Genomic DNA, 23,771 nt, shown 5'->3' on the forward strand with positions numbered 1-23,771 from the left:
CCACCCCAGAAAGGGAACAGCAATGGCAAAGCAGACGATCTTCGGTCGCATCTCCTCGCTCGTCCGGGCGAACATCAACCAGATCATCGACGACGCCGAGGACCCGCAGAAGATGCTGGACCAGCTCGTGCGTGACTACACGAACAACATCGCCGACGCGAAGAGCGCCATCGCGCAGACCATCGGCAACCTCCGCCTCCTCGAGCAGGACAACGAGGAAGACGTCCGCGCCGCGCAGGAGTGGGGGCAGAAGGCCGCGAACGCCTCGACCGCCGCCGACAAGTACCGCGCCGAAGGCAAGCCCGCCGACGCCGACAAGTTCGACAACCTCGCCAAGATCGCGATCGGCAAGCAGATCGCCGCCGAGCAGGAAGTCAAGGACAACGCGACCCCGCTCGCCACCCAGAACGAGCAGGTCGAGAAGCTCAAGCAGGGCCTGGCGGGCATGGAGCAGAAGCTCGAAGAGCTGAAGTCCAAGCGCAACACCCTCGTCGCGCGTGCCAAGACCGCCGAAGCGCAGTCGAAGGTCAACGACGCGATCGGCAACATCGACATCACCGACCCGACGAGCGACCTCGCGCGCTTCGAGGAGAAGGTCCGTCGCGAAGAAGCGAAGGTCATCGGCCAGCAGGAACTGCAGTCGTCGAGCCTCGACGCGCAGTTCGAGTCGCTCGAGGACGTCGGCCGTGACGCCGAGGTCGAAGCACGGCTCGCGGCACTGAAGTCCGGCGGATCCTCGTCGCTCTGACGTCCTGACCCGTCGCGCACGGACGACGCCGGGCCCGGCCTGACAGGATGAGGACATGCAGTTCCTCGTCGTCGGTCAGTGGCAGGGTTCGGCGTCGTCGCGCGCGATGCGCCTCGGCGACGGCGCCGCCGCGATAGCAGCCGACCTCCCCCGCGCCGCCACCACCGTCATCGACGTCCCGACCGGTGCGGGCGACCGCCTCGAGACGGCCGTCGCCCGGTACACCTCGGTGCTCCAGGTCGCCGAGCGCGTCGCAGAAGAGGTCTCGATCGCCTCCGAGCCCGTGCTCGTCATCGGAGGCGACGGCGCGAGTGCCCTCGGCGGGAGCGTCGCCCTCGAACCCGGGACCGCCTTCGTCCGCATCTCCGGTTCCAGTGGGTACCGCCCGCTGAACCGCGCGCAGCCGATCGCCGCCGAGACCGCAGCGCTGCGGATCCTGGTGGACCGGCCGTCCGAGCTGTTCCCCGGGCTGCCGACCCTGGCCTCCCCCTCGGTGGTACTCGCCGGCACCCGTGGCGTCGAGGACTCCGAGACCAACGCCGTGGAGCGCGCGGGCATCCGACACCTCGACGTCGACGCCGCCACCCCCGACGCGATCGCCGCAGCCGTCGACGCCACCGGAGCCGACTCCGTCTACGTCCACGTCGACCTCGACGTCCTCGACCCGTCCGAGGTGGACGGGCTCCTCGAACCCGTCCCGTTCGGACTCGACGGGGCCGCGCTCGTCGAACGCATCCAGGCAGCCACCCGTGGTCGCCGCCTGGTCGGGGCGGCGCTGACCGGCTTCGCCCCCGTCGACCCGGACCGCGCGGTCGACGACATGGGCGTGATCCTCCGCGCGGTGGGCGCACTCACGGCGGCCGCACGCGTCGGCTGACGCCGTCCATGCCCTTCCGCGTACGCTCGGCTCCATGACGGACTACGACCTCATCGTGATCGGCGCCGGCGCTGTCGGCGAGAACGTGGCGGACTACGCCAAGAAGCGCGGCCTCAGCGTCGCGATCGTGGAGGCCGAGCTCGTCGGCGGCGAGTGCTCCTACTGGGCGTGCATGCCCTCCAAGGCGTTGCTCCGCAGCGGACACGCCCTCGCCGCGGCGAAGCGGCTCGACGGCGCGAAGCAGGCCGTCACCGGCGACCTCGACGCCGCACGGGTCCTCGCCCGCCGCAACTCCTTCACCTCGGACTGGAAGGACGACGGCCAGGTGTCCTGGCTCGACTCCGCGAACATCGACCTGATCCGTGGACACGCCCGCATCACCGGCGAGAAGACCATCGAGGTCGACGGCACCACCTACACCGCCGCCGCCGCGATCGCCCTGGTCACCGGCTCCCTCCACATCCTCCCCGACGTGCCGGGCCTCGCCGACGCGAAGCCCTGGGGCACGCGTGAGGCCACCAGTGCGCAGCACGTCCCGGAGAGCCTCCTCGTCATCGGCGGCGGCGTGTCCGGCTCCGAGCTCGCGACCGCGTGGGCCTCGCTCGGGTCGAAGGTCACCCTCGTCGCACGACACGGACTCCTCGGCGGGATGGAACCCTTCGCCGGGGAACTCGTCGCCGACGCGATGCGCGAATCCGGCATCGACGTCCGCACCGGCGTGAACCCGACCCGCGTGGACCGGGACGAGCACGGACTCGTCACCACGACCCTCGACGACGGCACCACGGTGATCACCAGCGAGGTCCTCGCCGCGACCGGCCGCTCCGCGCACACCCGCGACCTCGGCCTCGAGTCCGTCGGCCTGACCGCCGGGGACTGGCTCGACGTCGACGACACGATGCTCGTCACCGGCACCGACTGGCTCTACGCCGTCGGCGACGTCAACCACCGTGTGCTCCTGACGCACCAGGGCAAGTACCAGGCGCGCGCCGCCGGTGAAGCGATCGCCGCCCGCCACCAGGGCACGCCGCTGCACACCGAGCCGTGGGGTGCGCACGTCGCGACCGCCGACCACGCAGCCGCACCACAGGTCACCTTCACCGACCCCGAGGTCGCCAGCATCGGCCTCACCGAAGCCAAGGCACGCCAGCAGGGCCTGAACATCCGCGTCGTCGAGTACGAACTCGGCAACGTCGCCGGCGCGTCACTGCAAGCCGACGGGTACACCGGCCGGGCGAACATGGTCGTCGACGAGGACCGCAAGGTCGTCGTCGGGATGACCTTCGTCGGACAGGACGTCGCCGAGATGCTCCACGCGGCCACCATCGCCGTCGTCGGCGAGGTCCCCATCGACCGCCTCTGGCACGCCGTCCCCGCCTACCCCACCATGAACGAGATCTGGCTGCGCCTCCTCGAGACCTACGGCCGCCCGGAGTAACGGGTGCGGAACCCGCTGCTCGACTCCCCCGTCTCCCGCGCCGGCTGGGGGTTCGCGACCCTCGTCGGGCTCGCGGTCGGGTTGCCGTTGTCGACCGGACCGGTGCGGGTCGTCGACGGGCTGATCGTCTGCTCGGGCCTGCCGCGCTGGGTGTTCCGGCGCGGCGGGACCTGCGTCGGGTCGGTGTACCTGACGCGGGACAACGACGGCGAAGGGGTGCTCCGGCACGAGCGCGTGCACGTCGCCCAGTGGCGGCGCTACGGCATGCTGATGCCGCTGCTGTACGCGCTCGCGGGGCGTGATCCCCTGCGCAACCGCTTCGAGATCGAGGCGGGCCTGGAGGACGGCAACTACCGCTGACCGGTGCCCGCTCGTCTCGGTGCCCGCCTCGCCTCGCCCTGAGCGGTGAGATCGCACTTCGTGTCTGACGCCCGCACCAGGACCCGACACGAAGTGCGATCTCAGCGGGCCGGCCCCGCACCAGGACCCGACACGAAGTGCGATCTCAGCGGGCCGGGTCCGGTGCGGGACCCGACACGAAGTGCGATCTCAGCGGGCCGGTTCCGGTGCGGGACCCGACACGAAGTGCGATCTCAGCGGGCGCGGGCGCGGCGGCGCGTCAGCGCGCGCGGCGCGGGACCACGAGGGGCGTGCCCGTCTCGGGGTCGGGGACGACCACGCACGGCAGGCCGAAGACGTCCTCGACGAGGTCGGCCGTCACCACCGACGCCGGCGGGCCGGACGCCACGATCGACCCCGCGCGCATCGCGATGACGTGGGTCGCGTACCGCGCCGCCTGGTTCAGGTCGTGCAGCACCGCGACGACGGTGCGCCCGGCCGCGTGCAGCGACGCGGCGAGCTCGAGCACGTCGTACTGGTGCGCGATGTCGAGGAACGTCGTGGGCTCGTCGAGCAGCACGATGTCGGTCTCCTGCGCGAGCACCATCGCGATCCAGACGCGCTGCCGCTGCCCGCCGGAGAGCTCGTCGACCCCGCGGTCGGCGAGGGAGAGCGTGTCCGTCTGCGTCAACGCGAGCTGCACGGCGGCCCGGTCGGATCCGGAGGTCGGGTGCAGCAGGTCCTGGTGCGGGAACCGTCCGCGCGACACGAGGTCCCGCACGGTGATCCCGTCCGGCGCGATCGGCGTCTGCGGCAGCATCGCCACCCGGCGCGCGACGGCCTTGGGGCGGAAGGAGGACATCGGCGCACCGTCGAGGTACACGGTCCCCGCGTTCGGCTTGAGCGTCCGCGCGAGGGACTTCAGGAGCGTCGACTTGCCGCACGCGTTCGGTCCGACGATGACGGTCAGCTCACCGTCCGGTATGTCCACGTCGAGCCCCTCGACGACCACGCGGTCGTCGTAGGCGAGGGTCAGTCCCCGGGCACCGAGCGCCGTGGTCGGCACTGCGACACCAGCGAGGCCCACGGTCAATTCTCGGCCTTGCCGTGCCGCCAGTAGCCCATGAACGCGACCTGCTTCCGGTCGAGCCCGACCCCGCGCACGAGGTGCCGGCGGAGCTCCTTGATGCACCCGGCCTCTCCCGCGATCCAGGCGTAGAGCTGCGAGTCGGTGACGGGCGGGATCTCCCAGAGGACCTGCTCGTCGACGTCGACGTCGGCCAGCTCGTCCGCCGACGAACACGGCGCGGCGCCCGCCACGGCGGTCGATGCCCACGCGTGCACCTGGTCGGTCATCCGGACCCCGTGCGACGCGCCGTTCCGGGCGATCCACCGCACCTCCACCCCGGCGGGCGCGGTGATCGGCAGCCGGTCGGCATCGGTCGGGACCTCGATGAAGACGTGTCCGACGGTCGTGACGTCGAGCGACTCGAGGATCGCGCAGATGGCGGGCGCGGCGGTCTCGTCACCGGCGAGGAGGATCCGGTTCGCGGCACCCGGGGCGAACTCGGCACCGCCGGCGGGCAGCTCGGCGGGCGAGGACGGCACGGCGGGTCCGACGATCCGGAGCTCGTCCCCCACGATGCAGGAGGAGACCCAGCGCGACGCGGGGCCGGTGTCGCCGTGCGCGACGAAGTCGATGTCGAGCTCGCGGGCGTCCGGGCGGAACGAGCGCACCGTGTACGTGCGGAGCGGGTTGCGCGTGGCATCGGGCAGCTCGCGCCACGCCGTGTACCAGTCGGCGCCGTCCGGGAGGTCGGTGAAGCCGTGGCCGGGGATCGGCAGCACGACCTTGATCCTCTGGTCGAGTCCGACCGCGGAGAAGGAGCCGAGCTCGTCGCCGGTCAGCGTCACCCGGACGAAGTTCGGGGTGAGGGACGTGACGGCTGCCACACGGACGGAGAAGACACGGAACCGGGCTGCCACGAGGACCAAGTATGGCATGCCTAACCTAAGGGTGGAAGGACCGCCCTGAAGGCGGAAGGACTGCGCCGGGTGCGAGACTGGGCACCGTGCTCGATGCCGACGACGAATTCCGCGACCTGGCCGACCTCGCCCGCGCGAGCGGCGTGACGGCGCCGCTCCGAGCCTCCCGGCAGGAGATCCGGACCCAGCAGGGTGGCGACATCTCCGCGATCCGTTGGCAGGACCCGGCGGAACCCGGTCTGGAGGCTCGGGTCACCTACCTGCACGGGCTCGGCATCGACGCCCACAGTTTCGACGCGACGGCCCTGGCCGTCGGTCAGCCGGCGGTCGCCCTCGACCTGCCCGGCCACGGCCGGTCGGCGTGGCGGGACGACGCCGACTACGCGGCCGCAGCGACCGCGCCGGCCGTCCTCGCCGCACTCGACGCGCTCGAGGTCCCGCCGGGTGTCCTGGTCGGGCACTCCCTCGGCGCGATCCTGGCTGCCCGCATCGCCGCGACGGCACCCGAGCGCGTGACCGGCCTGGTGCTCGTCGACATGTCGCCCGACTTCGCCCAGCGTGCCGTGGACCGGATTGCGCGGGCGCTGGAGACCGAGGAGCCGTTCGCGTCCCTCGACGAGGTCGTCGACCGCGCGATCGAGGCCCGTGTCGGTGACGACCGCGCCGTGCTGCTGCGGGAAGCCCGGCACACCACGCGCCTCGGCGAGGACGGGAAGCTCGTCCGTCGCCACCACTTCCCGCACCTGCCCGCCGGACGGACGTCATCGGTGGGGCGGTTCGCGGACGCCTGGCCGGACCTGGAGGCGCTCGACGTCCCGATCCTGCTCGTCCGGGGCGACCGCGGGTACGTCTCCCCCAAGCTCGTCACGACCTTCGCCGAGCGGCTGCCGCACGCCGAGATCGTCACGGTCGAGGCGCGCCACGCGGTGCAGACCCAGGCGCCCCTCGCGCTGGCCACCGCGATCCGGGAATGGGCCGCTCGTAACGGTTTGTTGCACGGGATCGAACAAACCCCTGCGCGCCGGTAGATTCTTCCGAGCGCGCGCGACGACCGTCGCTCCACGTGCGCCGGAAGGAACCCACGACCCATGAGCTTCTCCCTCTCCCGCCGCCGTCGTACCGCGATGGTCGCGGCCGCGATGGCACTCGTCGCCGGCGTCACGCTCGCCGGGTGCTCGGGGTCCTCGGACACCACGACCGGTGGCGACGACGCCACCGCACGGGTCGGCCTGGTCCTCGAGCCGACGAGCCTCGACATCCGCACGCAGTCGGGTGCGGCGCTCGACCAGGTCCTCATCGACAACGTCTACCAGGGCCTCGTCGGCCGGACCTCGACCGGCGACATCCGGAACGTCCTCGCATCGTCGCACGACGTGTCGAGCGACGGCCTGACGTACACGTTCACGCTCCGGAAGGACACCACCTTCCAGGACGGCAAGCCGGTCACCGCCGCCGACGTCGTGTGGTCGCTCGAGCAGGTCAAGTCGAACGCGTCCTACGTCGACTCCGCCCGCCTGGCCGGGGTGTCCTCGATCACGTCGCCGTCGAGCGACACCGTCGTCCTCAAGCTCGCGAAGCCGGACTCCGACCTGCTCTGGAACCTCACCGGGCGCTCCGGCCTGGTGCTCGAGAAGGCTGCGAAGAACGACCTCTCCGACACCGCGAACGGCACCGGCCCGTACGAGGTCGCCTCGTGGAAGCAGGGCGACTCCCTGACGTTCAAGCGGAACGCCGACTACTGGGGCACGAAGGCGAAGGTCGCGAAGATCGTCTTCCGGTACATCACCCAGCCCTCGACGGCCGTGAACGCGATGGCGAACGGGGACCTCGACGTGCAGACCGCCGTCGACGGCACCCTGAAGAGCCAGCTGCAGGGCAACCCGGACATCTCGCTGCACTCCGGCAAGACGACGGACAAGTACACGCTCGCGTTCAACGACGCGAAGGCGCCGTTCACCGACAAGCGCGTCCGGCAGGCCATCCGCCAGGCGATCGACGCGAAGGCGCTCATCAAGGCGATCGGCGGCACGGGCGTCGAGCAGGGCGGCCCGATCCCCGCGCTCGACCCCGGGTACCAGGACCTGACCGACATCGACGCGTACGACCCCGCGAACGCGAAGAAGCTCCTCGCCGCAGCGGGCTCGCCGAAGCTGAACCTGACGCTCACGTACGCGAACGTCTACCCGACCACCATCGGGGACGTCCTGAAGTCCCAGCTCGCCGACGTCGGCATCACGCTCACGGTCAAGCGCGTCGACTTCGCCACGTGGCTGTCGCAGGTGTTCGAGAAGAAGGACTTCGACCTGTCGATGGTGAACCACGTCGAGGCACGTGACTTCGGCAACTGGGCGAACCCGGACTACTACTTCGGGTACGACAACGCCGAGGTGCAGGCCCTGTACGCCGACTCCGTCGCGACGACGTCGACCGAGACGAAGACCGAGGACCTGCGGAAGGCGGCGAAGATCGTCAGCGAGGACGCGGCCAGCGAGTGGCTGTACACCGCGACGTCGATCACGGCGGTCCGCACGGGCGTGACGGGCTTCCCGTACGACGGCGGGAACTCGCGCCTGGACCTGTCGAAGCTGGCGATCAAGTAGCCCGGGTCCGGCACCCAACTACGATCGTCCTGTGACCCGGTTCCTCATCGGGCGACTGCTGCTGCTCGTCGTCGGCCTGCTCGTGGCGAGCATCATCATCTTCGCCACGCTCCGCGTGCTGCCCGGCGACGTCGCGCAGATCGTCGCGGGCACCCAGGCGACGCCGGCGCAGGTCGAGCAGCTCCGGCAGCAGCTGGGCCTCGACCGACCCGCGATCGTGCAGTACCTCGACTGGATCGGCGGGGTGTTCCGCGGTGACCTCGGGCGCTCGCTCGTCACGAACGGCGCCGTCGCCCCGGAGATCACGCAGAAGCTCGGCGTCACGCTGCCCCTCGCCGGGATGTCCCTGGCGGCGGCGCTCGTCATCGGCGTGCCGCTCGGCGTCATCGCTGCGGTGCTCCGGCGTCGTGCCGGCGGGGCGGTCATCGCGTTCGTCGCGCAGGCCGTCGCGTCCGTGCCGATCGTGTGGGCCGGCATGCTCATGGTCGCGCTGTTCGCCGTCACGCTGCACTGGCTGCCGACGCAGGGCTTCCCGCTCGACGGCTGGTCAGAACCCGGTCGGGCGTTCTCCTCGCTCGTGCTCCCCGCGCTGACGATCGGTGCGGTGGAGGGCGCGGTGATCCTCCGCTTCACCCGATCGGCGACGCTGTCGGTGCTCGACGCGGACCACCTCCGGACCGCGGCGGCGATCGGGCTCACCCGCACGCAGGCGCTCCTCCGGCACGGACTCGGCTCGGTCGCGCTGACGGTCCTCGCGGTCCTCGGCGTGCAGATCGCCGGGCTCCTCGTCGGGGCCGTCGTCGTCGAGCAACTGTTCTCGCTGCCCGGCGTCGGCCGGATGCTCGTCACCGACGTCGGACGCCGCGACATCACGAAGGTGCAGTCGGAGCTCCTCGTGCTCACCGGGCTCGTGCTGCTCGTCGGGTTCGCGGTCGACGTGGTGCACCGCACGCTCGACCCCCGGCAGCGGGAGGCAGCGTGATGACCGGAGCCAGCATCCGCCGACTCGTCGCCCGCCCGACCGGGGCCTTCGCCGTGGTCGTCCTCGGCCTGCTCGTGGTCCTGGCCGTGGTGTCGCTGTTCTGGACGCCCCAGGACCCGTTCCGCACCGACCCGTTCCACCAGTGGGACCCGCCGAGCGCCGCGCACTGGTTCGGCACGGACGGCATCGGCCGGGACATCGCCAGCTACCTGCTGGCCGGCACGCGGACCACGCTCGTCGTGGCGATCGGCGCCGGGCTGATCGCGAGCGTCGTGGGGATCGTGCTCACCGCGATCGGGTCGCTCACCGCCCGCTGGGTCCGCGAGGGCACGGCCGTCCTCCTCGACATCCTGGTGGCGTTCCCCACGCTCCTCACGGCGATGCTCCTCACCGCGGTCTTCGGCGGCTCGCTCGGAGTCGTGATCGTGGCGGTCGGGCTGAGCTTCGGCGTGACGATCGCCCGGGTCGCCCGCAGCGAGATCCGCCGCATCGCGCGGAGCGACTACGTCACGGCGGCGCGGGCCTCCGGCGTCGGACCGGGCGGGGTGCTGTTCCGGCACCTCATCCCGAACGCGGCCCCGATCTTCACCGTGCAGCTCTCCCTCGCGATGGCGACCGCGGTCCTCGCGGAGGCCGGGCTGTCCTACCTCGGCTACGGCGCCGGGTCGGGCACCGCGTCCTGGGGCAGCCTGCTCGCCGACCTGCAGACGTACATCGGCGTGCACCCGTGGAGCGCGACCTGGCCGGGAGCGGCGATCGCCCTCGTCGTCGCGGCGCTCTCACTCCTCGGGGACGCCGTCCGCGACGCGTCCGACCCGCGGCTGACGTCCGGCGACCGCGCGAGCGGCACCGCCCGCGCGGACACCGCCACCCGCACCGACGCGAGCTCCGCCGAGACCGGGGTGACCGCATGACGAGCAGCGACCCGACGAGCAGCGACGCGACGAGCAACACCGCGGCCGGCAGCACGACCGCAGCCGGCGGACTCGAGGTGCGTGGCCTGTCGGTCCGCATCACGGGGCGGACGGTGCTCGACGACGTGAGCTTCACCGTGCCTCCCGGCCGTCGTGTCGGCGTGATCGGCGCATCCGGATCCGGGAAGTCGATGACCTCACTGGCCCTGATGGGGTTGGAGCCGACCGGCGCGGACGTGACGGGCAGCATCCGCCTGGACGGGACGGAACTCGTCGGGATGCCCGACCGGTCGCGCGCCGCGTTCCGTGGCGCCCGGATGGGCATGGTCTTCCAGGAGCCCGGCACCGCGCTCGACCCGCTGCGCCGCGTCGGGAAGCAGATCGCCGAACCGCTCCGGTTGCACCGCGGACTCGACCGCCGGGGTGCCGATGCGGCCGCCCTCGACCTCGCCCGCGCGGTCGGTCTGCCCGACCCGACGTCGCTGCTCCGGCAGTACCCGCACCAGCTCTCCGGCGGGCAGCGGCAGCGGATCTGCATCGCGATGGCGATGGCGGGGCAGCCGGGGCTGATCATCGCGGACGAGCCCACCACGGCGCTCGACGTCACCACCGAGGCGCGGATCCTCGACCTGCTCGCCGGCCTCGACGTCTCCATCCTGTTCGTGACGCACGACCTCGCGGTCCTCGCGCGGATCGCCGACACCGTCGTCGTGCTCGACGCCGGGCGCGTCGTCGAGAGCGGCAGCGTCGCCGACCTGCTCGCCGCGCCGCGACACGCCGCGACACGCGCGCTCGTCGACGCCGCGCGCGCCACCGCCAGGAGGCTCCCGTGAACGCCCTCGTCGGCACCGGCCTGCACCGCACCTACCGGCTCCCCCGCCGTGGACCGTTCGAACCCGGGCCGATCCGCACCGCCGTCGACGGCGTCGACCTGACGGTCGCCACCGGGCAACGACTCGGGATCGTCGGGGAGTCCGGATCCGGCAAGTCGACGCTGGTGCGGCTCCTCGCCGGTCTGGAGGCTCCTTCCGCCGGCAGCGTGTCCGCCGACGGTCGACCGGTGGTCGCGTCCGGGTCCGCGGCCGCGATGCGCTGGTTCCGGCGCGAGACCGGGGTGGTGTTCCAGGACCCGTACGCCTCGCTCGACCCCCGGATGCGCGTCGGGTCGATCGTCGCCGAGCCACTCCGAGCCCTGCGCATCCCGGGGTCGCACCGGTCGATGGTCGCGTCGGCGCTGGCGCGCGTGGACCTGCCCACCGACGCCGTGGACCGGTACCCGCACGAGTTCTCCGGCGGGCAGCGGCAGCGCATCGCGATCGCGCGGGCCGTCGTGCACGGGCCGCGGATCCTGTTCGGGGACGAGCCGATGAGCGCCCTCGACGTGGTGGTGCGGGCGCGGGTGATCGCGCTGCTGGAGTCCCTCGCGGAGTCGCTCGGGTTGACGATGGTGCTCGTGTCGCACGACATCGGCGTGGTGCAGCGGCTGTGCGACACCGTCGCGGTGATGTCCGCCGGTCGCATCGTGGAGCACGGGCCGGTGTCCCTGCTCGACGCGCCGGCGCACCCGGTGACGCGGGCGCTGGTGGCGGCGGCGCCGACGCTGCCGTAGGCGCGGCGCGCGCGCGGCGCGCGGGCGCGGGGCACGGCGCGGTGCGCGCGCCGGGCGCGGGCGTGGGCGGCGACAGAAGTGTTCCGACACCGCGGGCGTCGATCGACTACCGCCGTGTCGACTCATGCAGACGGATCCGGTGCGTGTGCATGTTCCGACATCGCGGGCGTCGATCGACTACCGCCGTGTCGACTCATGCAGACGGATCCGGTGCGTGTGCATGTTCCGACATCGCGGGCGTCGATCGACTGCCGCCGTGTCGAATCATGCGGACGAATCCGGTGCGTGTGCATGTTCCGACACCACGGGCGTCGATCGACCGATGCCGTGTCGGAGCTCGCGACCACGTGCCGGCCGGGAGGCTCGGTGCCAGGCCGCCACGAGCCTCCAGGCCGGTGGGTGGAGGCCGCGGGGCACGTTCGTTGCGTCCGCAACCGACGACAACTGCGTTGTCGTACGACAGCGAGGCTGTCGTCGGCGGACGCTTGCAACGGTTGTGGACGCGGGGGAACGACAATTGCGTTGTCGTACGACAGCGATGTCGTCGTTCCGAGTCCGCCCGTCCCGCCGGGCCCGCCGCGCCGCGCCCCGCCGGGCGCCGCCGCGCGCCGCGCGGCCGCGCTCACCACCCCGGCGGGTGCCTCCGCTGCCAGCGCAGCCGCCGCTCGAGCTGCGCTCCGAGCGCCAGCAGCGTCCGCTCCCCGCCCGGCCGCCCGATCAGCTGCACGCCCATCGGCAGCCCGCCGCCGTCCGGGTGGTCCGCCGCAGTGACCCCGACGGGCAGCGTGATCGCGGGGAGCCCCGCGACGTTCGCCATCGAGGTCCACGGCGAGTATGCGCATTGGCGCCGGAAGTCCTCCGACGGGTCGTCCCCGTACCAGCCGAGCGGCCGCGGGGTGAGCGCCAGCGTCGGCGTGATGACCGCATCGAACCGGCCGAACGCGCTGATCAGCGTCGTCGAGAACGTGTCGAGCGCCGTCATCGCGGCGAGCACCTGGGTCCCGGTGAGCGCCTGCCCGCGGGCGACGAGCCAGGACACGAGCGGCGTGAGGGCGGTGAGGTCGATCCCCGGCACAGACGGCAGCTGCGCCGCGGAGCTCTCCCACGCGACCCGGAACGCCGAGGCGTAGGGCGTGCGGGGCATCGCGACGTCCTCGATCCCGTGCCCGAGCTCGGAGAGCACCCGCACCGCGGTGTCGACCGCGTCACGGGCTGCCGGGTCGACGACGACGTCGACGGTGTCGTCCCACGGGGACCCGTCGAGCACCCCGAGGACGAAGCGCCCCTCGCCACGCACCGCCGCAGCGGTGAACGGCCCGTCGCCGACGTCGGGGGTCACGAGCGCGTACGGCACGGGTTCGTCGAGCCCGGTCGGCGCGACGAGCGCGTCGAGGTACATCCCGGCATCCGCCACGGTCCGCGTCAGCGGCCCGGCGACCGACAGCCCGCCGGCCCCCGACCGCCCGGGCATGGACGGCACCCGCCCGCGGCTCGGCTTCAGCCCGACCAGGCCGGTCGCTGCCGCCGGGATCCGCACGGATCCCCCGCCGTCGGACCCGACCGCCGCCGGCAGCAGTCCGGCGGCCACCGCGACGGCCGCACCGCTCGACGAGCCGCCCGGCGCACGGGTGGTGTCGTACGGGTTCCGCGTGACGCCGCGGCGGGTCTCCGACGAGGACGACATCCCGAACTCGGGGCTCGCGGTCTTCCCGAGGCTCACCGCGCCGGCCGCGGCGAGCGCCGCCACCAGCGGGTGGTCGGCGGTCGCGGGCCGCTCCGGCAGCGAGACGGTCCCGGATCCGGTGGGCACGCCGGCCCGGTCGTACAGGTCCTTGTCACCGGACGGGAGGCCCCACAGCGGTCTGGACGTCGGCACCAGGTGGCCGAGACGGTCGGCTCGCTCGCGTGCGTCGTCGGCAGTGACCGTCACGAAGGCACCGAGTTCCGGGTCGAGCCGTTCGACGCGGGCGAGGAAGTGCTCGGTCGCTTCGCGGGCCGTGGTGTCGCCGCGGCGGATCCAGTCCCAGAGTTCCTGCGCGGAGAGGTGGTGGAGTTCGAACACGGTTCCCGAGCCTAGTTACGCTGCATCCATGACCCGTGCGCTCGTCCTCGTCGACATCCAGCTCGACTACTTCCCCGGGGGCGCGTTCCCCCTCGTCGAGCCGGAGGCGGCGGCCGCCGCGGCGCGGGAGGTGCTCGATGCGTTCCGTGCCTCGGGTGAGCTGGTCGTGCACGTGTTCCACACCGCGACCGAGGCGGATGCCGGCTTCTTCGTGCCGGGGACGCCGGGTGTCGGGTTCCACCCGCTCGTGGCGCCGGCGGACGGTGAGCCGGTGCTGGAGAAGCACGAGCCGAACAGCTTCGTCGGGACGGGGCTGCAGTCGCTCCTCGCCGATGCCGAGGTCACCGAGCTCGTGGTCGTCGGGATGATGAGCAGCATGTGCGTCGACTCCACGGTGCGGGCGACGTCGGAGCTCGGGTTCACGGTGACCGTCGTGTCCGACGCCTGCGCGGCGCCGGACCTGACGCTCGGGGACACCACCGTCCCGGGGAACCTGGTGCACGCGTCCTTCATGGCGGCGTTGGACGGCAGCTTCGCGACGGTGGTGCCGCGGCTGGCGTGACCGGCCGTGCTGGCGCGAGCAGCCGCTGGCGTGAGCGGCGGCGCTGGCGCGGCCGGCCCCGCTGGCGTGACCGGCCGCGCTGGCGCGTCCGGTCACGCTCAGCGGATCGGGTAGGGGTACGCCCGCGACCGTCCCTGGAAGGTGAGGATCGCCTCGTTGCGGACGTGGCCGTTCTCGATCTCGATCGCCCGGCGGATCGTCTCGGACCCGGTCCACGCCGACGGCCCGGTCATCACCGTCCGGAGGAACGGCATCAGCGCCTCGCTGATCTCCCACGTCGACGAGTTCCAGAGCAGCGACGGGCTGTGGTCCACCGCGTAGTAGTTCGTCGAGTCCCCCACGGTGACCATCGGCTCGGCGAACGTGGTGGCTCGTGCCCACTCGAACCCCATGCCCTCGTCCACGGACACGTCGACGATGAGGCTCCCCGGGCGGAACGCGTCGAGGTCCTCGGTGCGGAGGTACGTCAGCGGCGCGTTCGGGTCCTGCAGGGTGCAGTTCACGACGATGTCGTTCTCGGCCAGGTACGGGGCGAGGCGCACCGGCCCCTGGTCCGTGTTGACGGTGCTGGTGTGCGGGGCCGCTGCGTCGTGTTCGAAGTGCACGACGTCGACGGACGGGATCGGTGACCCGACCGCGGCCGGGCGGCGGTTCGTGAGCACCCGGACGTCGTGGACCCCGTGCGCGTTGAGCGCGGTGACGGCGCCGCGGGCGGTGGCGCCGAAGCCGATCACGACGGCGGTCAGGCGGCGGCCGTAGTCCCCGGTGGAGCCGCAGAGCTGCATGCCGTGCAGCACCGAGCAGTACCCGGCGAGCTCGTTGTTCTTGTGGAAGACGTGCAGCCCGAAGCCGCCGTCCGGCTGCCAGTGGTTCATGGCCTCCCACGCGATCAGGGTCAGCTGCTTGTCGATCGCGAGCTGGGTGATCTCCTGGTCCTGGACGCAGTGCGGCCAGCCCCAGAGGACCTGCCCGTCCCGCAGGTCGGCGAGGTCGGACGCCTGGGGCTTCGGCAGCAGGACGACATCGGCTGCTGCGAGCACCTCGGCGCGGTCGGCGACGGCGCCGACGAGGGGTGCGATCTGTTCGTCCGGGACGCCGAAGCGCAGCCCGTAGCCGCGTTCGACGACCATGGCCGCACGGAGGTCCGCGTCGATGCGGCCGAAGTGCGCGGGGTGGATGGGCAGCCGGTGTTCATCGGCCTTCCGGGAGGTCGCGACGACACCGAGGCGCATGAGGCCCGGTGTCGGTTCGGTTTCGGTCATGGTGCACTGTAGGCCCGTCGCATGCCAGGTCGTCGGCGTCCGGTCGTCGGCGTCCGGTCGTCGCCCGTCGGTACGCTCGTCGGGTGAGCCGCAGCTACCCGTCCACCATCGCTGCGCCCCTCGAGCACGAGATCGTGATCACGAAGTCGCGGTTCATCACGCACGTGGTCCCCGTGGCGGACGTCGCGGACGCGGACCGGGCGATCGCCGAGGTTCGCCGCGCGGCCTGGGACGCCCGCCACCACTGCACCGCGATGGTCACCGGGGTGCTCGGCGACCAGGCGCGGTCCTCCGACGACGGCGAGCCGTCGGGCACCGCGGGCGTCCCGATGCTCGAGGTGCTGCGCCGTCGGGACCTCACGGACGTCGTGGCGATCGTCACCCGGTACTTCGGCGGCGTGAAGCTCGGCGCCGGCGGGCTCGTCCGGGCGTACTCCACCTCGGTGTCGGAGGCGCTCGACCGGGCGACGGTCGTCCGCCGCGTCGCGCTCACCCGGGTCAGCGTGGACGTCGAGCACGCCGACGCGGGGCGGCTCGACAACGTGCTGCGCTCCTGGGTCGACCACCACGACGCCACCCTCGGGGACACCACCTACGGCGCAGCGGCCACGTTCGAGCTGTGGGTGCCCGCGCAGGAACTCGACGTGCTGCGCGCGGACCTCGCCGCGGCCTCGGCAGGGGCACTCGACCCGATCGTCGGCGACGCCCGCGTGGTGGACGTCCTCCCGTGACCGTCTCACTCGCGGACGACCTGGTCGCGGGGCCGTCCGGTCCGGTGCCGCTCCGCCGGTACGAGCCCGCCGCCGTCCGCCCCGGATCACCGACCCTGCTCTGGCTGCACGGTGGGGGCTTCTTCCGAGGTGACCTGGACCTGCCGGAGTCGGACGCCGTCGCCCGGGCACTCGCGGCGCGCGGTGTCCCCGTCGTGACCGTCGACTACCGGCTCTCACCCCTCCCCGGGATGCCGTGGGCGGCGCGGCGTGGGCCCCGTGCGCGGACGCCGTTCCCGCTGGCGCACCGGGAGGTCCTCGCCGCGTACCGCGCGGTCAGCGAGGCCGCCTCCGACGGGGTGGTGCTCGGTGGTGCGAGCGCGGGGGCGTGCTTGGCCGCAGCGGCGGCGCTCGCCGCGTCCGGGACGCCAGCGTCCGACGACCTGCCCGCGCCGGTCGGGGCGTTCCTCGCGTACGGGTTCTTCCACTCCCGCACGCCCCGTGTCCCGGCGATCACCCGGACCGTCCGCGGGCACCGTCGTCTGACGCACGCCCCGTGGGCCCTCGACGCCGCGAACCGTGCCCATGCCCGCAACGGCGACGCTCGAGCGGATCCCCGCGCGTTTCCGGGCGGCCACCCGCTCGACGCCTTCCCGCCAACGCTCCTGGTCGACGCGGAGCACGACACGATGCGTGCGTCCGGCGAACGGTTCGCGGCCGAGCTCACCGCCGCGGGTGTCCAGGTCGTGCGGCACGTGCTGGCGGGCAGCAGGCACGCGTTCCTGAACCGCCCCGGCACGCCGGACTCCACACACGCGATCGACCTCGCGTCCGCATGGCTCGCCACGCACGGACCGGACGCGCCGTCACCGTGACGGCAACAACACCCCGGTCTCCGCGGCCAGCACGTCCAACAGGCGCTCCCGGAACGCAGGGTCGTGGACGGCGGGATGCGGCTCCTGCTGCTCCCCGTGGAACCAGTACCCGCCGCTGACCCGCAGGTCTGGGTCCGTCACGAGGCGTTCCTGCGTCCGGTGCCCCAGCTCGAAGTCGTCGGGTGCGCCCGCGCCACCCATCTTCGTCGGCACCCACCCGGGGTCGACGGCGTTCGCCAGCACGTCGGGAGCCCAGCGCTCAGCGATGCCTGCGGCGAGCGCCGTGACGAGGAGCTTGGTGTCCGAGTAGCTCGCCGAGTCCGTCGACCCGCTCCAGTCGATCCGGTCGAGTTCCGCGCGGCCACCGCGGTGCATGCCACTGCTGAGGTAGACGTGGCGGGTCGGTGTCGTGAGCAGTGCGGTGAACAGGTAGGGCGCCACCACGTTCACGGGGACGAGCGAGCGGCCGGAGATGACGCCGGCGTTGTGCACGACGGCGTCCACCGGCCCTTCCGCGTCGAGCCGGGACGCCGCGGCGACGACCGCCCCACGGTCCGCGAGGTCGACCACGAGCAGCTCGGCCCCACGGTCCGTCAGCGACGCCAGCGCGGCGGCGCGCTCGTCGTTCCGGGCGTGCACGACCACGTCGTGCCCGTCGTCGAGGAGGGACTGCGCGGTCGCGCGTCCGAGGCCGTCGGTGCTGCCCGTCACGAGGATGCGTGTCATGCGCCCATCCTGCCCGCGCCCACCCGCTAGCGTCGTGCCCGTGACCACCGACCGCTCCCTCGCCGAGCAGGTGCTGCACGAGGTCCACGGCAGGGCACCGGGATGGAGGCTCGGCTCACCGTTCCGGGGCGGGCTGCAGTCCGGCGCGTGGTCGGTCCGGCACGACGACGGACGGACGGCGGTCCTCAAGCTGACGGCCGACGCCGGGTGGGCGCGTCGGGTGACGGCCGCGGCGGGTCCCGTCGCCGCGGTCCGGCGAGCGGGGTACCCGACCCCGGCGTGGTCGGAGGTCGGTACGACCACGACGGGCACCGCGTACGTCCTGCAGGAGTTCTGCCCCGGACGGACCATCGAGCTCGTCGACGAACGCACCGCCGCGGCGATCGTCGACGTCGTCGAGTCGCAGGCCGGCCTCGACCCGGACCCGGGCCGTTCCTGGACCGACTTCGCGCTCGAGCAACTCGGCGACGGCTGGGAGCGCCTCCGTTCCAGCGCCCGGGAGCAGGGCGCCGACCGTCGCCTGCTCGAGGTGTGCGAGCGGCTGGCCGACGGTGCCGGCAGTGTCGCGTGGCCGCGGACCGACATGGTGCACGGTGATCTCCGTCCGGCGAACCTCTTGTTCCAGGACGGCGTCGTCCGTGGCGTCGTCGACATCGAGGCGATCGGCAGCGGAACCCGCGTCTTCGACTTCGCGACGCTGCTCAGCCACGCGCGGATCACCCCGGCTGCAGTCGAACGCATCGTCACCGCGGGTGCGAGAGCCGCCGAAGCCGTCGTGCTCCGCGCCTGTGTCGCGGTCGTCCTCCTCGACCTCGTGCGGTTCACGGGCGAGCGTCTCGGACCGACCCCTCGGGATCGAGGCTCCGAGATCCGGGCACTCACCGAGCGCGCGGAGACGATCGAGCGACTCACTCCCTAGCCGAGCGCGCCCCGCTCCGCGATCGCCCGGTTCGCCGCCGCGATCGCTGCCCGGTCCTCGTCGCTGAGCCCGGCCCTGCGCAGGATCCGCTCGAGGACCTCGCTCTTCGCCGCCAGGTACGCGTCGATGTCCGCCGCGGTCTCGGCCGCGCGGAGCTTGACCGTGCCGTACTCGTCTCGGAGTGCGCGATCGGACCGCAGGACGTCGCGCACCGCGAGGTGGTTCCGGAGCGCCAGCGACCCCGCCGTCACGACGTACGTGTTGCTGGGCCGGAAGCGCTCCGGCGTGAAGAAGGCGACCCGGCCGGGCACGCCGCCCGCGCCGGACGGCTCGAACCCGATCCGTCTGAGCGCTCGGATTGCGGGATCGACGTCCGCGGCGTCCACCACGACGTCGACGTCGATCACCGGTTTCGCCGCGAGCCCCGGCACGGCCGTGCTCCCGACGTGTTCGATCGCGATCGGCGCCAGTCCAGATGCGCCGAGCGCGGCCGCGTACGCATCCCGCAGCTCGCCGAACCGCCCGGCCCACGCCTCCCGGTACGCCACCACCCGCACGTTCGCCACGTCCGCGACGCTACCCGGCGCGAAGTGGTGCGCGAAAGCGACAGTGGTCGTGTGCGCGGCTCGCGACCACTGTCGCTTTCGGACACCGATTCAACGCAAGGCGGCGGGGGCCGGCGGAGTGAGCGGGTTCAGGGCGCGCGACGCACCGTCGGGCGGCGCCGACGGCCGGACGTGAGCCAGGTGCCCAGCGTGACGACGACCGGCAGGCCGAGCGCGAGGAGCACGAGCATCGTCCAGTCGGGCGCGAAGGGGGTGTGCGTGACACCGACGGCCGAGTCCGTGAACCGGAGCGTGAGCGCGCGGATCGGGAGCAGCCCGAGGGCCGTGCCGATCACCGCGCCGACCGCCGAGAGGATCGCCGCCTGCCAGGTGGAGATCCGCCGGCGCAGCCGCGGTGCCGCCCCCACGGCGTCGAGCACTTCGTCGTCGCGCCGGCCGTCTGCCCGCGCCAGGCCGACCGCGACACCGGTCGCGCCGATCGTCACGGCGGCAGCGAGCGCCAGGGCGACGGCCATCACCGGGGCCGAACCGTCGACCGGTCCGGCCTCGTAGCCGAAGGCCGGACCGCCCCACAGGTCGCGGTCCGCTCCCCCGCGGCCCTGCCACGCCGAGTTCAGGTCGTCCCACTGCGACGTCGTGAGCTGCCCGGGCAGGCGGGTGACGAGCATGCCGTCAACCGTCGGCACGCCTTGCTGCCGAGCGGTCTCGCGGGTCATGAAGACCCCGACCATGATCCGTGGGCTCTGCACGTCGAGCACCGCTGGGATGCTGACGCTCGCATCCGGTCGGGTGTCACCGGTCGGGAGTGGGTCGTCCCACTTCCGGTTCTCGAAGCTGTCGATGCGAACCATACCGTCGCGGACGTACTCCGGCCAGAGCGAGACCGCCTTGCCGGAGGCGAGCGCTGCCGAGACGGCAGCCGAGGTGCGGTGCCCGGTGAGCACCGCGAGGTCGTCCGCGGTCCCCGCCCAGATGTGCGGGGCGGTGCTGTCCGTGGACTGCAGGAACCGGGAGCACCCCGTCGTGTCGTTCGTCGGGCAGTCGCGCTGCTCCCAGACGTGCGGGAGCGTCTGTGTGCCGGGCTTCTCGGTCGTCTGCTCCTGCGCGACGCCGAGCACCCGGATGCGGTCGTGGTCGAGCACGTGGCCGAGGACGTCGGCCGCGTGCCGGGTCACCGCCGCGTCGTAGCCGCCGTTGGTCACGGAGACGTCGGCGGTGGCGACGCCGACGGCCGTGCGGTACTCGTAGTCGCGGACGAACGCGGCGTGCGACGACGCGGTCCAGGTCATCACGACGGACGCGACGAACACCACGCTCATGACGCTGGCGAGCACGGGGACGGTGCGGATCGGGTTGCGTCGGGCGTCCCGAGCCGCGAGTCGCGGCGCCAAACCGAGTCGCTCCGTGGCGCGGGAGACAGCTCCGAGCACCTCAGGCGCGCACAGGACCACGCCGAGCTGGACGAGGCACGGACCGAGCGCGACCCCGGCGCCGACGATCCAGGCGAGGTCGTCGTGCTGCACCGGGCGGTCGTTGAGCATCAGCACGCCGACACCGCAGGCGAGGGTCATCACACCCCCGACCACGACGAGCACGGGACCCCAGATCCGTCGCCGGACGCGGGTCTTCCGGCTGGGGGTGACCGGCCGTCGGGAACCGCGCAGGGCGCTGAGGACGTCGATGCGGGTCGCAGCGCGCGCGGCGACGAGCGACGAGACGAGTCCGGCGAGCACCCCGGCACCGGCGATCGCGAGCAGCAGGAGCGCGGGGACGTGGAAGCCCGGGTAGGACGTCACGTCGCCGTTGTCGAGCACGCCGAACGCGACCCGTCCGATGCCGACGCCGGCCGCGACGCCGAGGACGGCCGCCGTGACCCCGAGCACCAGGCCGGAGCCGGCGACGACGGTCCGGACGAACCGCCGGTCGCCGCCGACGCTCGCGAGGATCGCGTAGGAGCGGGAGTCCGCGCGGGTCCCGACGAGGAAGGCGGCACCGGCGAGGAGCGCGACCTCGAAGAGCGCGAACACGCCGATCAGCGTGAGGCCGGCGAGGTACCAGTTCATCCCGCTGCCCTGCCCACCGACGCGGTCGTCCGGCGGGTCGAGGACCACCGGGCGGGACTCGACGACGATGCCGTGCGCGTTGAGCGCGTGGATCTCCGACCACGTCGGGGCGTCGGTCGCGAGGTACACGGTGAGGTCGTACGGTTCCACAGCGGTGGCGTCCGCCGCGTTGCCGAGCGTCGTCCCCCATGGCAGGAACACGCCCTGGACGTCCGGGACGGACCCGAGGTCGCGCATGGTCCCGGTGATGGTGAACCGCTTCGTCATCGGGTCGGTGACGTCGACGGTGTCGCCGACGCGGGCGTCGAGCCGCTGGAGCGTCGCCGGCGTGACCATGAGCTCGGCGGGCGTCGTCGGCGCCCGGCCGCTCAGGACGCGCCAGTGCCCGTCGAGGGCGTCGTCCCACGTGCTGCCCTCGGTCCCCGGCAGCGCAACGGGCCCCTTCGGCCCGTCCACGACGACGTTCGTCGAGCCCACCGGGATCGAGACCGCGCCGGCCGGGACGTGGTCGAGTACCGACGCCCACGGCTGGTCGGCATCGGAGGAGCGGAACGCCGGGGAGTTCCGGCGCGTGTCGGTGACCTGCCAGTCGACCGGGTCCTGCCGCATGCCCGACAGGTCCGGCCCGACGACCCGCATCTGGGCGGCCGCGTGCCCGAGGGAGTAGTCCAGCCTCTCGGTCGTCGTCGCCTGGGTCGACTGCACCACGACCGCCGCCGCCGCGAAGCCCGCGGTCGGGACGCCGATGAGCGCGACGATCAGCGCCGCGCGTCCGAGCCTGGCGAAGGCGAGCCGTCGCCCGAGTCGGACCGCCGACCGGAGCGCGAGCGGCGTCCGGACCACGAGGTCCGGTCGCGCTGCTGCCGATCGACGGTGGCCCCGGGCGGAGTCCCGTCGGCCGCTCACGAGCCGGACCGTCCGTGCGCGAGGGTCAGCTCGACGCCGGAGTACGCCGTCTCGTCCACGATCCGTCCGTCGCGGAGGAAGACGATCCGGTCCGCCCACGCCGCGTGCCGCGCGTCGTGCGTGACGAGGAGTGCTCCGGCACCGGCGTCGACGTGCCGGCGGAGCATCCGCAGCACCACCTCCCCGGTCTGGGAGTCGAGCGCGCCGGTCGGTTCGTCGGCGAGCACGAGCCGACGGTCGCCGACGACGCCGCGGGCGATCGCCACGCGCTGCTGCTGCCCGCCGGAGAGGTCGTCCGGGTAGGCGTCCATGCGGTGCGCGAGTTCCACGTTGTCGAGCGCGAGTTCGGCGGCGCGCCGGGCGCGGCTCGGCTTCCACCCGTCGAGCTCCAGCGGGAGCGCGACGTTCTCGGCAGCGGTGAGCGACGGGATGAGGTTGAAGTCCTGGAAGACGAACCCGACGAGCCGTCGGCGCAGTGCCGCGAGGTCCCGTGCCGGACGGTCGGACAGCCAGTCGCCGTCGATGACGACCTCGCCGCTCGTCGGCGGGAGCAGGGTTCCGGCGCACGCCAGCAGCGTGGACTTCCCGGAGCCGGACGTGCCCATCACGGCGACCATCTCGCCCCGGGCCACCCGCAGGTCGATGCCGGCGAGCGCCGTGACCGCCTTGGCACCGGAGCCGTACTGCACGCTGACGGCGTCGAGCTCGAGGAGCGGCACGACCGTCGACCCCGTCGCGGTCACCGGGCACCTCGCGCGGAGCCCGCAGCCGAAGCAGACGCAGCAGACGCAGCAGCCGAAGCAGACGCAGCAGACGACGAAGCCGACGTAGTCGTGGGCGCGGCCGACGGACGGTACCGCGCGACGGAGGACTCGACGTGGTCGAGCCACCGCACCTCGGACTCCGCCTGGAACACCATCGACTCCAGGACCAGTGACCATGCGAGGTCCGCCGCCGGGTCCGCCGAGCGCTTCAGCCGGGTCAGGTCCTGCAGGTTCCGCAGTGCCGCGGCACGCTGCACCTGCACGAGTCGAGCGACGTCGACGCCGGGCACGGTCACCGCGAGCGCGAACTTGATCGCGAGCTCGTCCCGGCTGCGCTTGGCCGGCACCGGCTCGCTGAACCAGCGGGCGACCTCCTCGTGGCCCGCGTCCGTCGCCGTGTAGACGACGTGACCGTCGTCGTCGGCGTCGCCGCGGGCCACGAGGCCGTCCCGCTCGAGGCGGTCGAGCGTCGTGTAGACCTGGCCGATGTTCAGTGGCCAGGTCCCGCCGGTCCTGTGCTCGAACTCCCCCCGGAGTTGGTACCCGTACCCGGGTCCTCCCACCAGCAGCGCGAGTACACCCATCCTGACGCTCATGCGATCCCCCTCGCGGTCGTGTCCGTCGTGACGTCGTCCTCGTGGACGGCTCCGGACATACCGAGTATGCCCATACCCGGTATGCATACACAACCCCCCGCGGCGCGGCCGACCAGATCGAGCACCCGGCACCCGTCGGGCGACGGTCGGACCGACCCCTCGGCATCGAGGCTCGCAGATGCGGGCACTCACCGAGCGCGCGGAGACGATCGAGCGACTCACTCCCGAGCCGAGCGCGGCGCGAGAGGCCGACCCGCCACAGTGCCC

The 23,771-nt window shown here is 72.8% G+C and carries 23 protein-coding genes; 14 read left to right on the top strand and 9 right to left on the bottom strand.

The window, feature by feature from the left end; all coding sequences use genetic code 11:
* Nucleotides 1–22 precede the first annotated feature (22 nt).
* Genes EDF55_RS04185 through EDF55_RS04200 form a run of 4 tightly spaced genes read left to right on the top strand, consistent with a single transcriptional unit; the run spans nucleotide 23 to nucleotide 3,423 of the window.
* Nucleotides 23–748 carry a PspA/IM30 family protein gene (locus EDF55_RS04185; RefSeq protein ID WP_123653624.1) on the top strand — a complete coding sequence of 242 codons (726 nt, stop codon included), beginning with the start codon at nucleotides 23–25 and terminating at the stop codon, nucleotides 746–748.
* A 55-nt stretch (nucleotides 749–803) separates the two neighbouring features.
* A complete protein-coding gene (locus EDF55_RS04190) occupies nucleotides 804–1,625 on the top strand; it encodes an arginase family protein (RefSeq protein ID WP_123653625.1) in 822 nt (273 codons plus the stop codon).
* A gap of 34 nt (nucleotides 1,626–1,659) precedes the next feature.
* Nucleotides 1,660–3,063: an NAD(P)/FAD-dependent oxidoreductase gene (locus EDF55_RS04195; RefSeq protein WP_123653626.1), complete on the top strand. Its 1,404-nt coding sequence runs from the start codon at nucleotides 1,660–1,662 to the stop codon at nucleotides 3,061–3,063.
* Nucleotides 3,064–3,066: 3 nt separating this feature from the next.
* The gene (locus tag EDF55_RS04200; RefSeq protein ID WP_123653627.1) at nucleotides 3,067–3,423 is read left to right on the top strand and encodes a Fe-S oxidoreductase; all 357 of its coding nucleotides are present in this window, start codon (nucleotides 3,067–3,069) and stop codon (nucleotides 3,421–3,423) included.
* Nucleotides 3,424–3,682: 259 nt separating this feature from the next.
* Here EDF55_RS04200 and EDF55_RS04205 read toward each other — a convergent pair whose 3' ends face one another.
* Nucleotides 3,683–4,489, bottom strand: coding sequence for an ABC transporter ATP-binding protein (locus EDF55_RS04205; RefSeq protein ID WP_260235801.1), 807 nt, complete (start codon nucleotides 4,487–4,489; stop codon nucleotides 3,683–3,685).
* Between the two features lie 2 nt (nucleotides 4,490–4,491).
* Nucleotides 4,492–5,406, bottom strand: a complete 915-nt coding sequence (locus EDF55_RS04210; protein ID WP_123653629.1) for a siderophore-interacting protein — start codon at nucleotides 5,404–5,406, stop codon at nucleotides 4,492–4,494.
* Between the two features lie 68 nt (nucleotides 5,407–5,474).
* On the opposite strand from EDF55_RS04210, the gene EDF55_RS04215 reads away from it, so the two are divergent.
* The 6 genes from EDF55_RS04215 to EDF55_RS04240 are packed head-to-tail and all read left to right on the top strand — an operon-like array spanning nucleotide 5,475 to nucleotide 11,493.
* A complete protein-coding gene (locus tag EDF55_RS04215) occupies nucleotides 5,475–6,416 on the top strand; it encodes an alpha/beta fold hydrolase (protein ID WP_185017099.1) in 942 nt (313 codons plus the stop codon).
* 60 nt (nucleotides 6,417–6,476) lie between these two features.
* The gene (locus EDF55_RS04220) at nucleotides 6,477–7,988 is read left to right on the top strand and encodes an ABC transporter substrate-binding protein (RefSeq protein ID WP_123653631.1); all 1,512 of its coding nucleotides are present in this window, start codon (nucleotides 6,477–6,479) and stop codon (nucleotides 7,986–7,988) included.
* Between the two features lie 31 nt (nucleotides 7,989–8,019).
* Nucleotides 8,020–8,970 (top strand): ABC transporter permease, encoded by a 951-nt coding sequence (locus EDF55_RS04225; protein WP_123653632.1) that lies wholly within the window; start codon nucleotides 8,020–8,022, stop codon nucleotides 8,968–8,970.
* Nucleotides 8,970–9,884, top strand: coding sequence for an ABC transporter permease (locus EDF55_RS04230; RefSeq protein ID WP_260235802.1), 915 nt, complete (start codon nucleotides 8,970–8,972; stop codon nucleotides 9,882–9,884). Before EDF55_RS04225 ends, EDF55_RS04230 begins: the two co-directional genes overlap by 1 nt.
* Nucleotides 9,881–10,717, top strand: coding sequence for an ABC transporter ATP-binding protein (locus EDF55_RS04235; RefSeq protein ID WP_123653633.1), 837 nt, complete (start codon nucleotides 9,881–9,883; stop codon nucleotides 10,715–10,717). Before EDF55_RS04230 ends, EDF55_RS04235 begins: the two co-directional genes overlap by 4 nt.
* Entirely contained in the window at nucleotides 10,714–11,493 is a 780-nt protein-coding gene (locus EDF55_RS04240; protein ID WP_123653634.1) for an ABC transporter ATP-binding protein, read from the top strand. Before EDF55_RS04235 ends, EDF55_RS04240 begins: the two co-directional genes overlap by 4 nt.
* A gap of 622 nt (nucleotides 11,494–12,115) precedes the next feature.
* On the opposite strand, the gene EDF55_RS04245 is transcribed toward EDF55_RS04240, so the two are convergent.
* Nucleotides 12,116–13,555: an amidase gene (locus EDF55_RS04245; RefSeq protein ID WP_123653635.1), complete on the bottom strand. Its 1,440-nt coding sequence runs from the start codon at nucleotides 13,553–13,555 to the stop codon at nucleotides 12,116–12,118.
* A 28-nt stretch (nucleotides 13,556–13,583) separates the two neighbouring features.
* Here EDF55_RS04245 and EDF55_RS04250 point away from each other — a divergent pair, with 28 nt between their 5' ends.
* On the top strand, nucleotides 13,584–14,117 hold the full coding sequence (locus tag EDF55_RS04250; protein ID WP_123653636.1) for a cysteine hydrolase family protein: 534 nt from the start codon (nucleotides 13,584–13,586) through the stop codon (nucleotides 14,115–14,117).
* 98 nt (nucleotides 14,118–14,215) lie between these two features.
* Here EDF55_RS04250 and EDF55_RS04255 read toward each other — a convergent pair whose 3' ends face one another.
* Nucleotides 14,216–15,379 carry a N(5)-(carboxyethyl)ornithine synthase gene (locus tag EDF55_RS04255; RefSeq protein ID WP_123653637.1) on the bottom strand — a complete coding sequence of 388 codons (1,164 nt, stop codon included), beginning with the start codon at nucleotides 15,377–15,379 and terminating at the stop codon, nucleotides 14,216–14,218.
* A gap of 83 nt (nucleotides 15,380–15,462) precedes the next feature.
* On the opposite strand from EDF55_RS04255, the gene EDF55_RS04260 reads away from it, so the two are divergent.
* Nucleotides 15,463–16,110 carry a YigZ family protein gene (locus EDF55_RS04260; RefSeq protein WP_123653638.1) on the top strand — a complete coding sequence of 216 codons (648 nt, stop codon included), beginning with the start codon at nucleotides 15,463–15,465 and terminating at the stop codon, nucleotides 16,108–16,110.
* Nucleotides 16,107–16,964, top strand: coding sequence for an alpha/beta hydrolase (locus EDF55_RS04265; protein WP_185017101.1), 858 nt, complete (start codon nucleotides 16,107–16,109; stop codon nucleotides 16,962–16,964). Before EDF55_RS04260 ends, EDF55_RS04265 begins: the two co-directional genes overlap by 4 nt.
* Here the strand turns inward: EDF55_RS04265 and EDF55_RS04270 are convergent.
* On the bottom strand, nucleotides 16,956–17,690 hold the full coding sequence (locus tag EDF55_RS04270) for an SDR family NAD(P)-dependent oxidoreductase (protein WP_123653640.1): 735 nt from the start codon (nucleotides 17,688–17,690) through the stop codon (nucleotides 16,956–16,958). The two genes, EDF55_RS04265 and EDF55_RS04270, sit on opposite strands and share 9 nt — an antisense overlap.
* Nucleotides 17,691–17,730: 40 nt before the next feature.
* Between EDF55_RS04270 and EDF55_RS04275 the strand changes: the two genes are divergently transcribed.
* A complete protein-coding gene (locus EDF55_RS04275; RefSeq protein ID WP_185017103.1) occupies nucleotides 17,731–18,609 on the top strand; it encodes an aminoglycoside phosphotransferase family protein in 879 nt (292 codons plus the stop codon).
* Here the strand turns inward: EDF55_RS04275 and EDF55_RS04280 are convergent.
* The 4 genes from EDF55_RS04280 to EDF55_RS04295 form a co-directional block, all read right to left on the bottom strand.
* The gene (locus EDF55_RS04280; protein WP_260235803.1) at nucleotides 18,606–19,175 is read right to left on the bottom strand and encodes a GrpB family protein; all 570 of its coding nucleotides are present in this window, start codon (nucleotides 19,173–19,175) and stop codon (nucleotides 18,606–18,608) included. The genes EDF55_RS04275 and EDF55_RS04280 overlap by 4 nt on opposite strands.
* A gap of 128 nt (nucleotides 19,176–19,303) precedes the next feature.
* Complete coding sequence (locus tag EDF55_RS04285; RefSeq protein ID WP_123653642.1) at nucleotides 19,304–22,144, bottom strand: ABC transporter permease; 2,841 nt, start codon at nucleotides 22,142–22,144, stop codon at nucleotides 19,304–19,306.
* A complete protein-coding gene (locus tag EDF55_RS04290; RefSeq protein ID WP_123653643.1) occupies nucleotides 22,141–22,887 on the bottom strand; it encodes an ABC transporter ATP-binding protein in 747 nt (248 codons plus the stop codon). The genes EDF55_RS04285 and EDF55_RS04290 overlap by 4 nt, the downstream gene beginning before the upstream one ends.
* On the bottom strand, nucleotides 22,884–23,504 hold the full coding sequence (locus EDF55_RS04295) for a PadR family transcriptional regulator (protein ID WP_185017105.1): 621 nt from the start codon (nucleotides 23,502–23,504) through the stop codon (nucleotides 22,884–22,886). Before EDF55_RS04295 ends, EDF55_RS04290 begins: the two co-directional genes overlap by 4 nt.
* Nucleotides 23,505–23,771 lie beyond the last annotated feature (267 nt).

The organism is Curtobacterium sp. ZW137 (genome assembly GCF_003762905.1).
Taxonomy (GTDB): domain Bacteria; phylum Actinomycetota; class Actinomycetes; order Actinomycetales; family Microbacteriaceae; genus Curtobacterium.

Bases quoted from the DNA above. Each gene is read 5' to 3' on its own strand.
- EDF55_RS04185 (WP_123653624.1), top strand. From the start codon at position 23: ATGGCAAAGCAGACGATCTTCGGTCGCATCTCCTCGCTCGTCCGGGCG.
- EDF55_RS04190 (WP_123653625.1), top strand. From the start codon at position 804: ATGCAGTTCCTCGTCGTCGGTCAGTGGCAGGGTTCGGCGTCGTCGCGC.
- EDF55_RS04195 (WP_123653626.1), top strand. From the start codon at position 1,660: ATGACGGACTACGACCTCATCGTGATCGGCGCCGGCGCTGTCGGCGAG.
- EDF55_RS04210 (WP_123653629.1), bottom strand. From the start codon at position 5,406: ATGCCATACTTGGTCCTCGTGGCAGCCCGGTTCCGTGTCTTCTCCGTC.
- EDF55_RS04220 (WP_123653631.1), top strand. From the start codon at position 6,477: ATGAGCTTCTCCCTCTCCCGCCGCCGTCGTACCGCGATGGTCGCGGCC.
- EDF55_RS04230 (WP_260235802.1), top strand. From the start codon at position 8,970: ATGACCGGAGCCAGCATCCGCCGACTCGTCGCCCGCCCGACCGGGGCC.
- EDF55_RS04235 (WP_123653633.1), top strand. From the start codon at position 9,881: ATGACGAGCAGCGACCCGACGAGCAGCGACGCGACGAGCAACACCGCG.
- EDF55_RS04250 (WP_123653636.1), top strand. From the start codon at position 13,584: ATGACCCGTGCGCTCGTCCTCGTCGACATCCAGCTCGACTACTTCCCC.
- EDF55_RS04255 (WP_123653637.1), bottom strand. From the start codon at position 15,379: ATGACCGAAACCGAACCGACACCGGGCCTCATGCGCCTCGGTGTCGTC.
- EDF55_RS04270 (WP_123653640.1), bottom strand. From the start codon at position 17,690: ATGACACGCATCCTCGTGACGGGCAGCACCGACGGCCTCGGACGCGCG.
- EDF55_RS04295 (WP_185017105.1), bottom strand. From the start codon at position 23,504: ATGAGCGTCAGGATGGGTGTACTCGCGCTGCTGGTGGGAGGACCCGGG.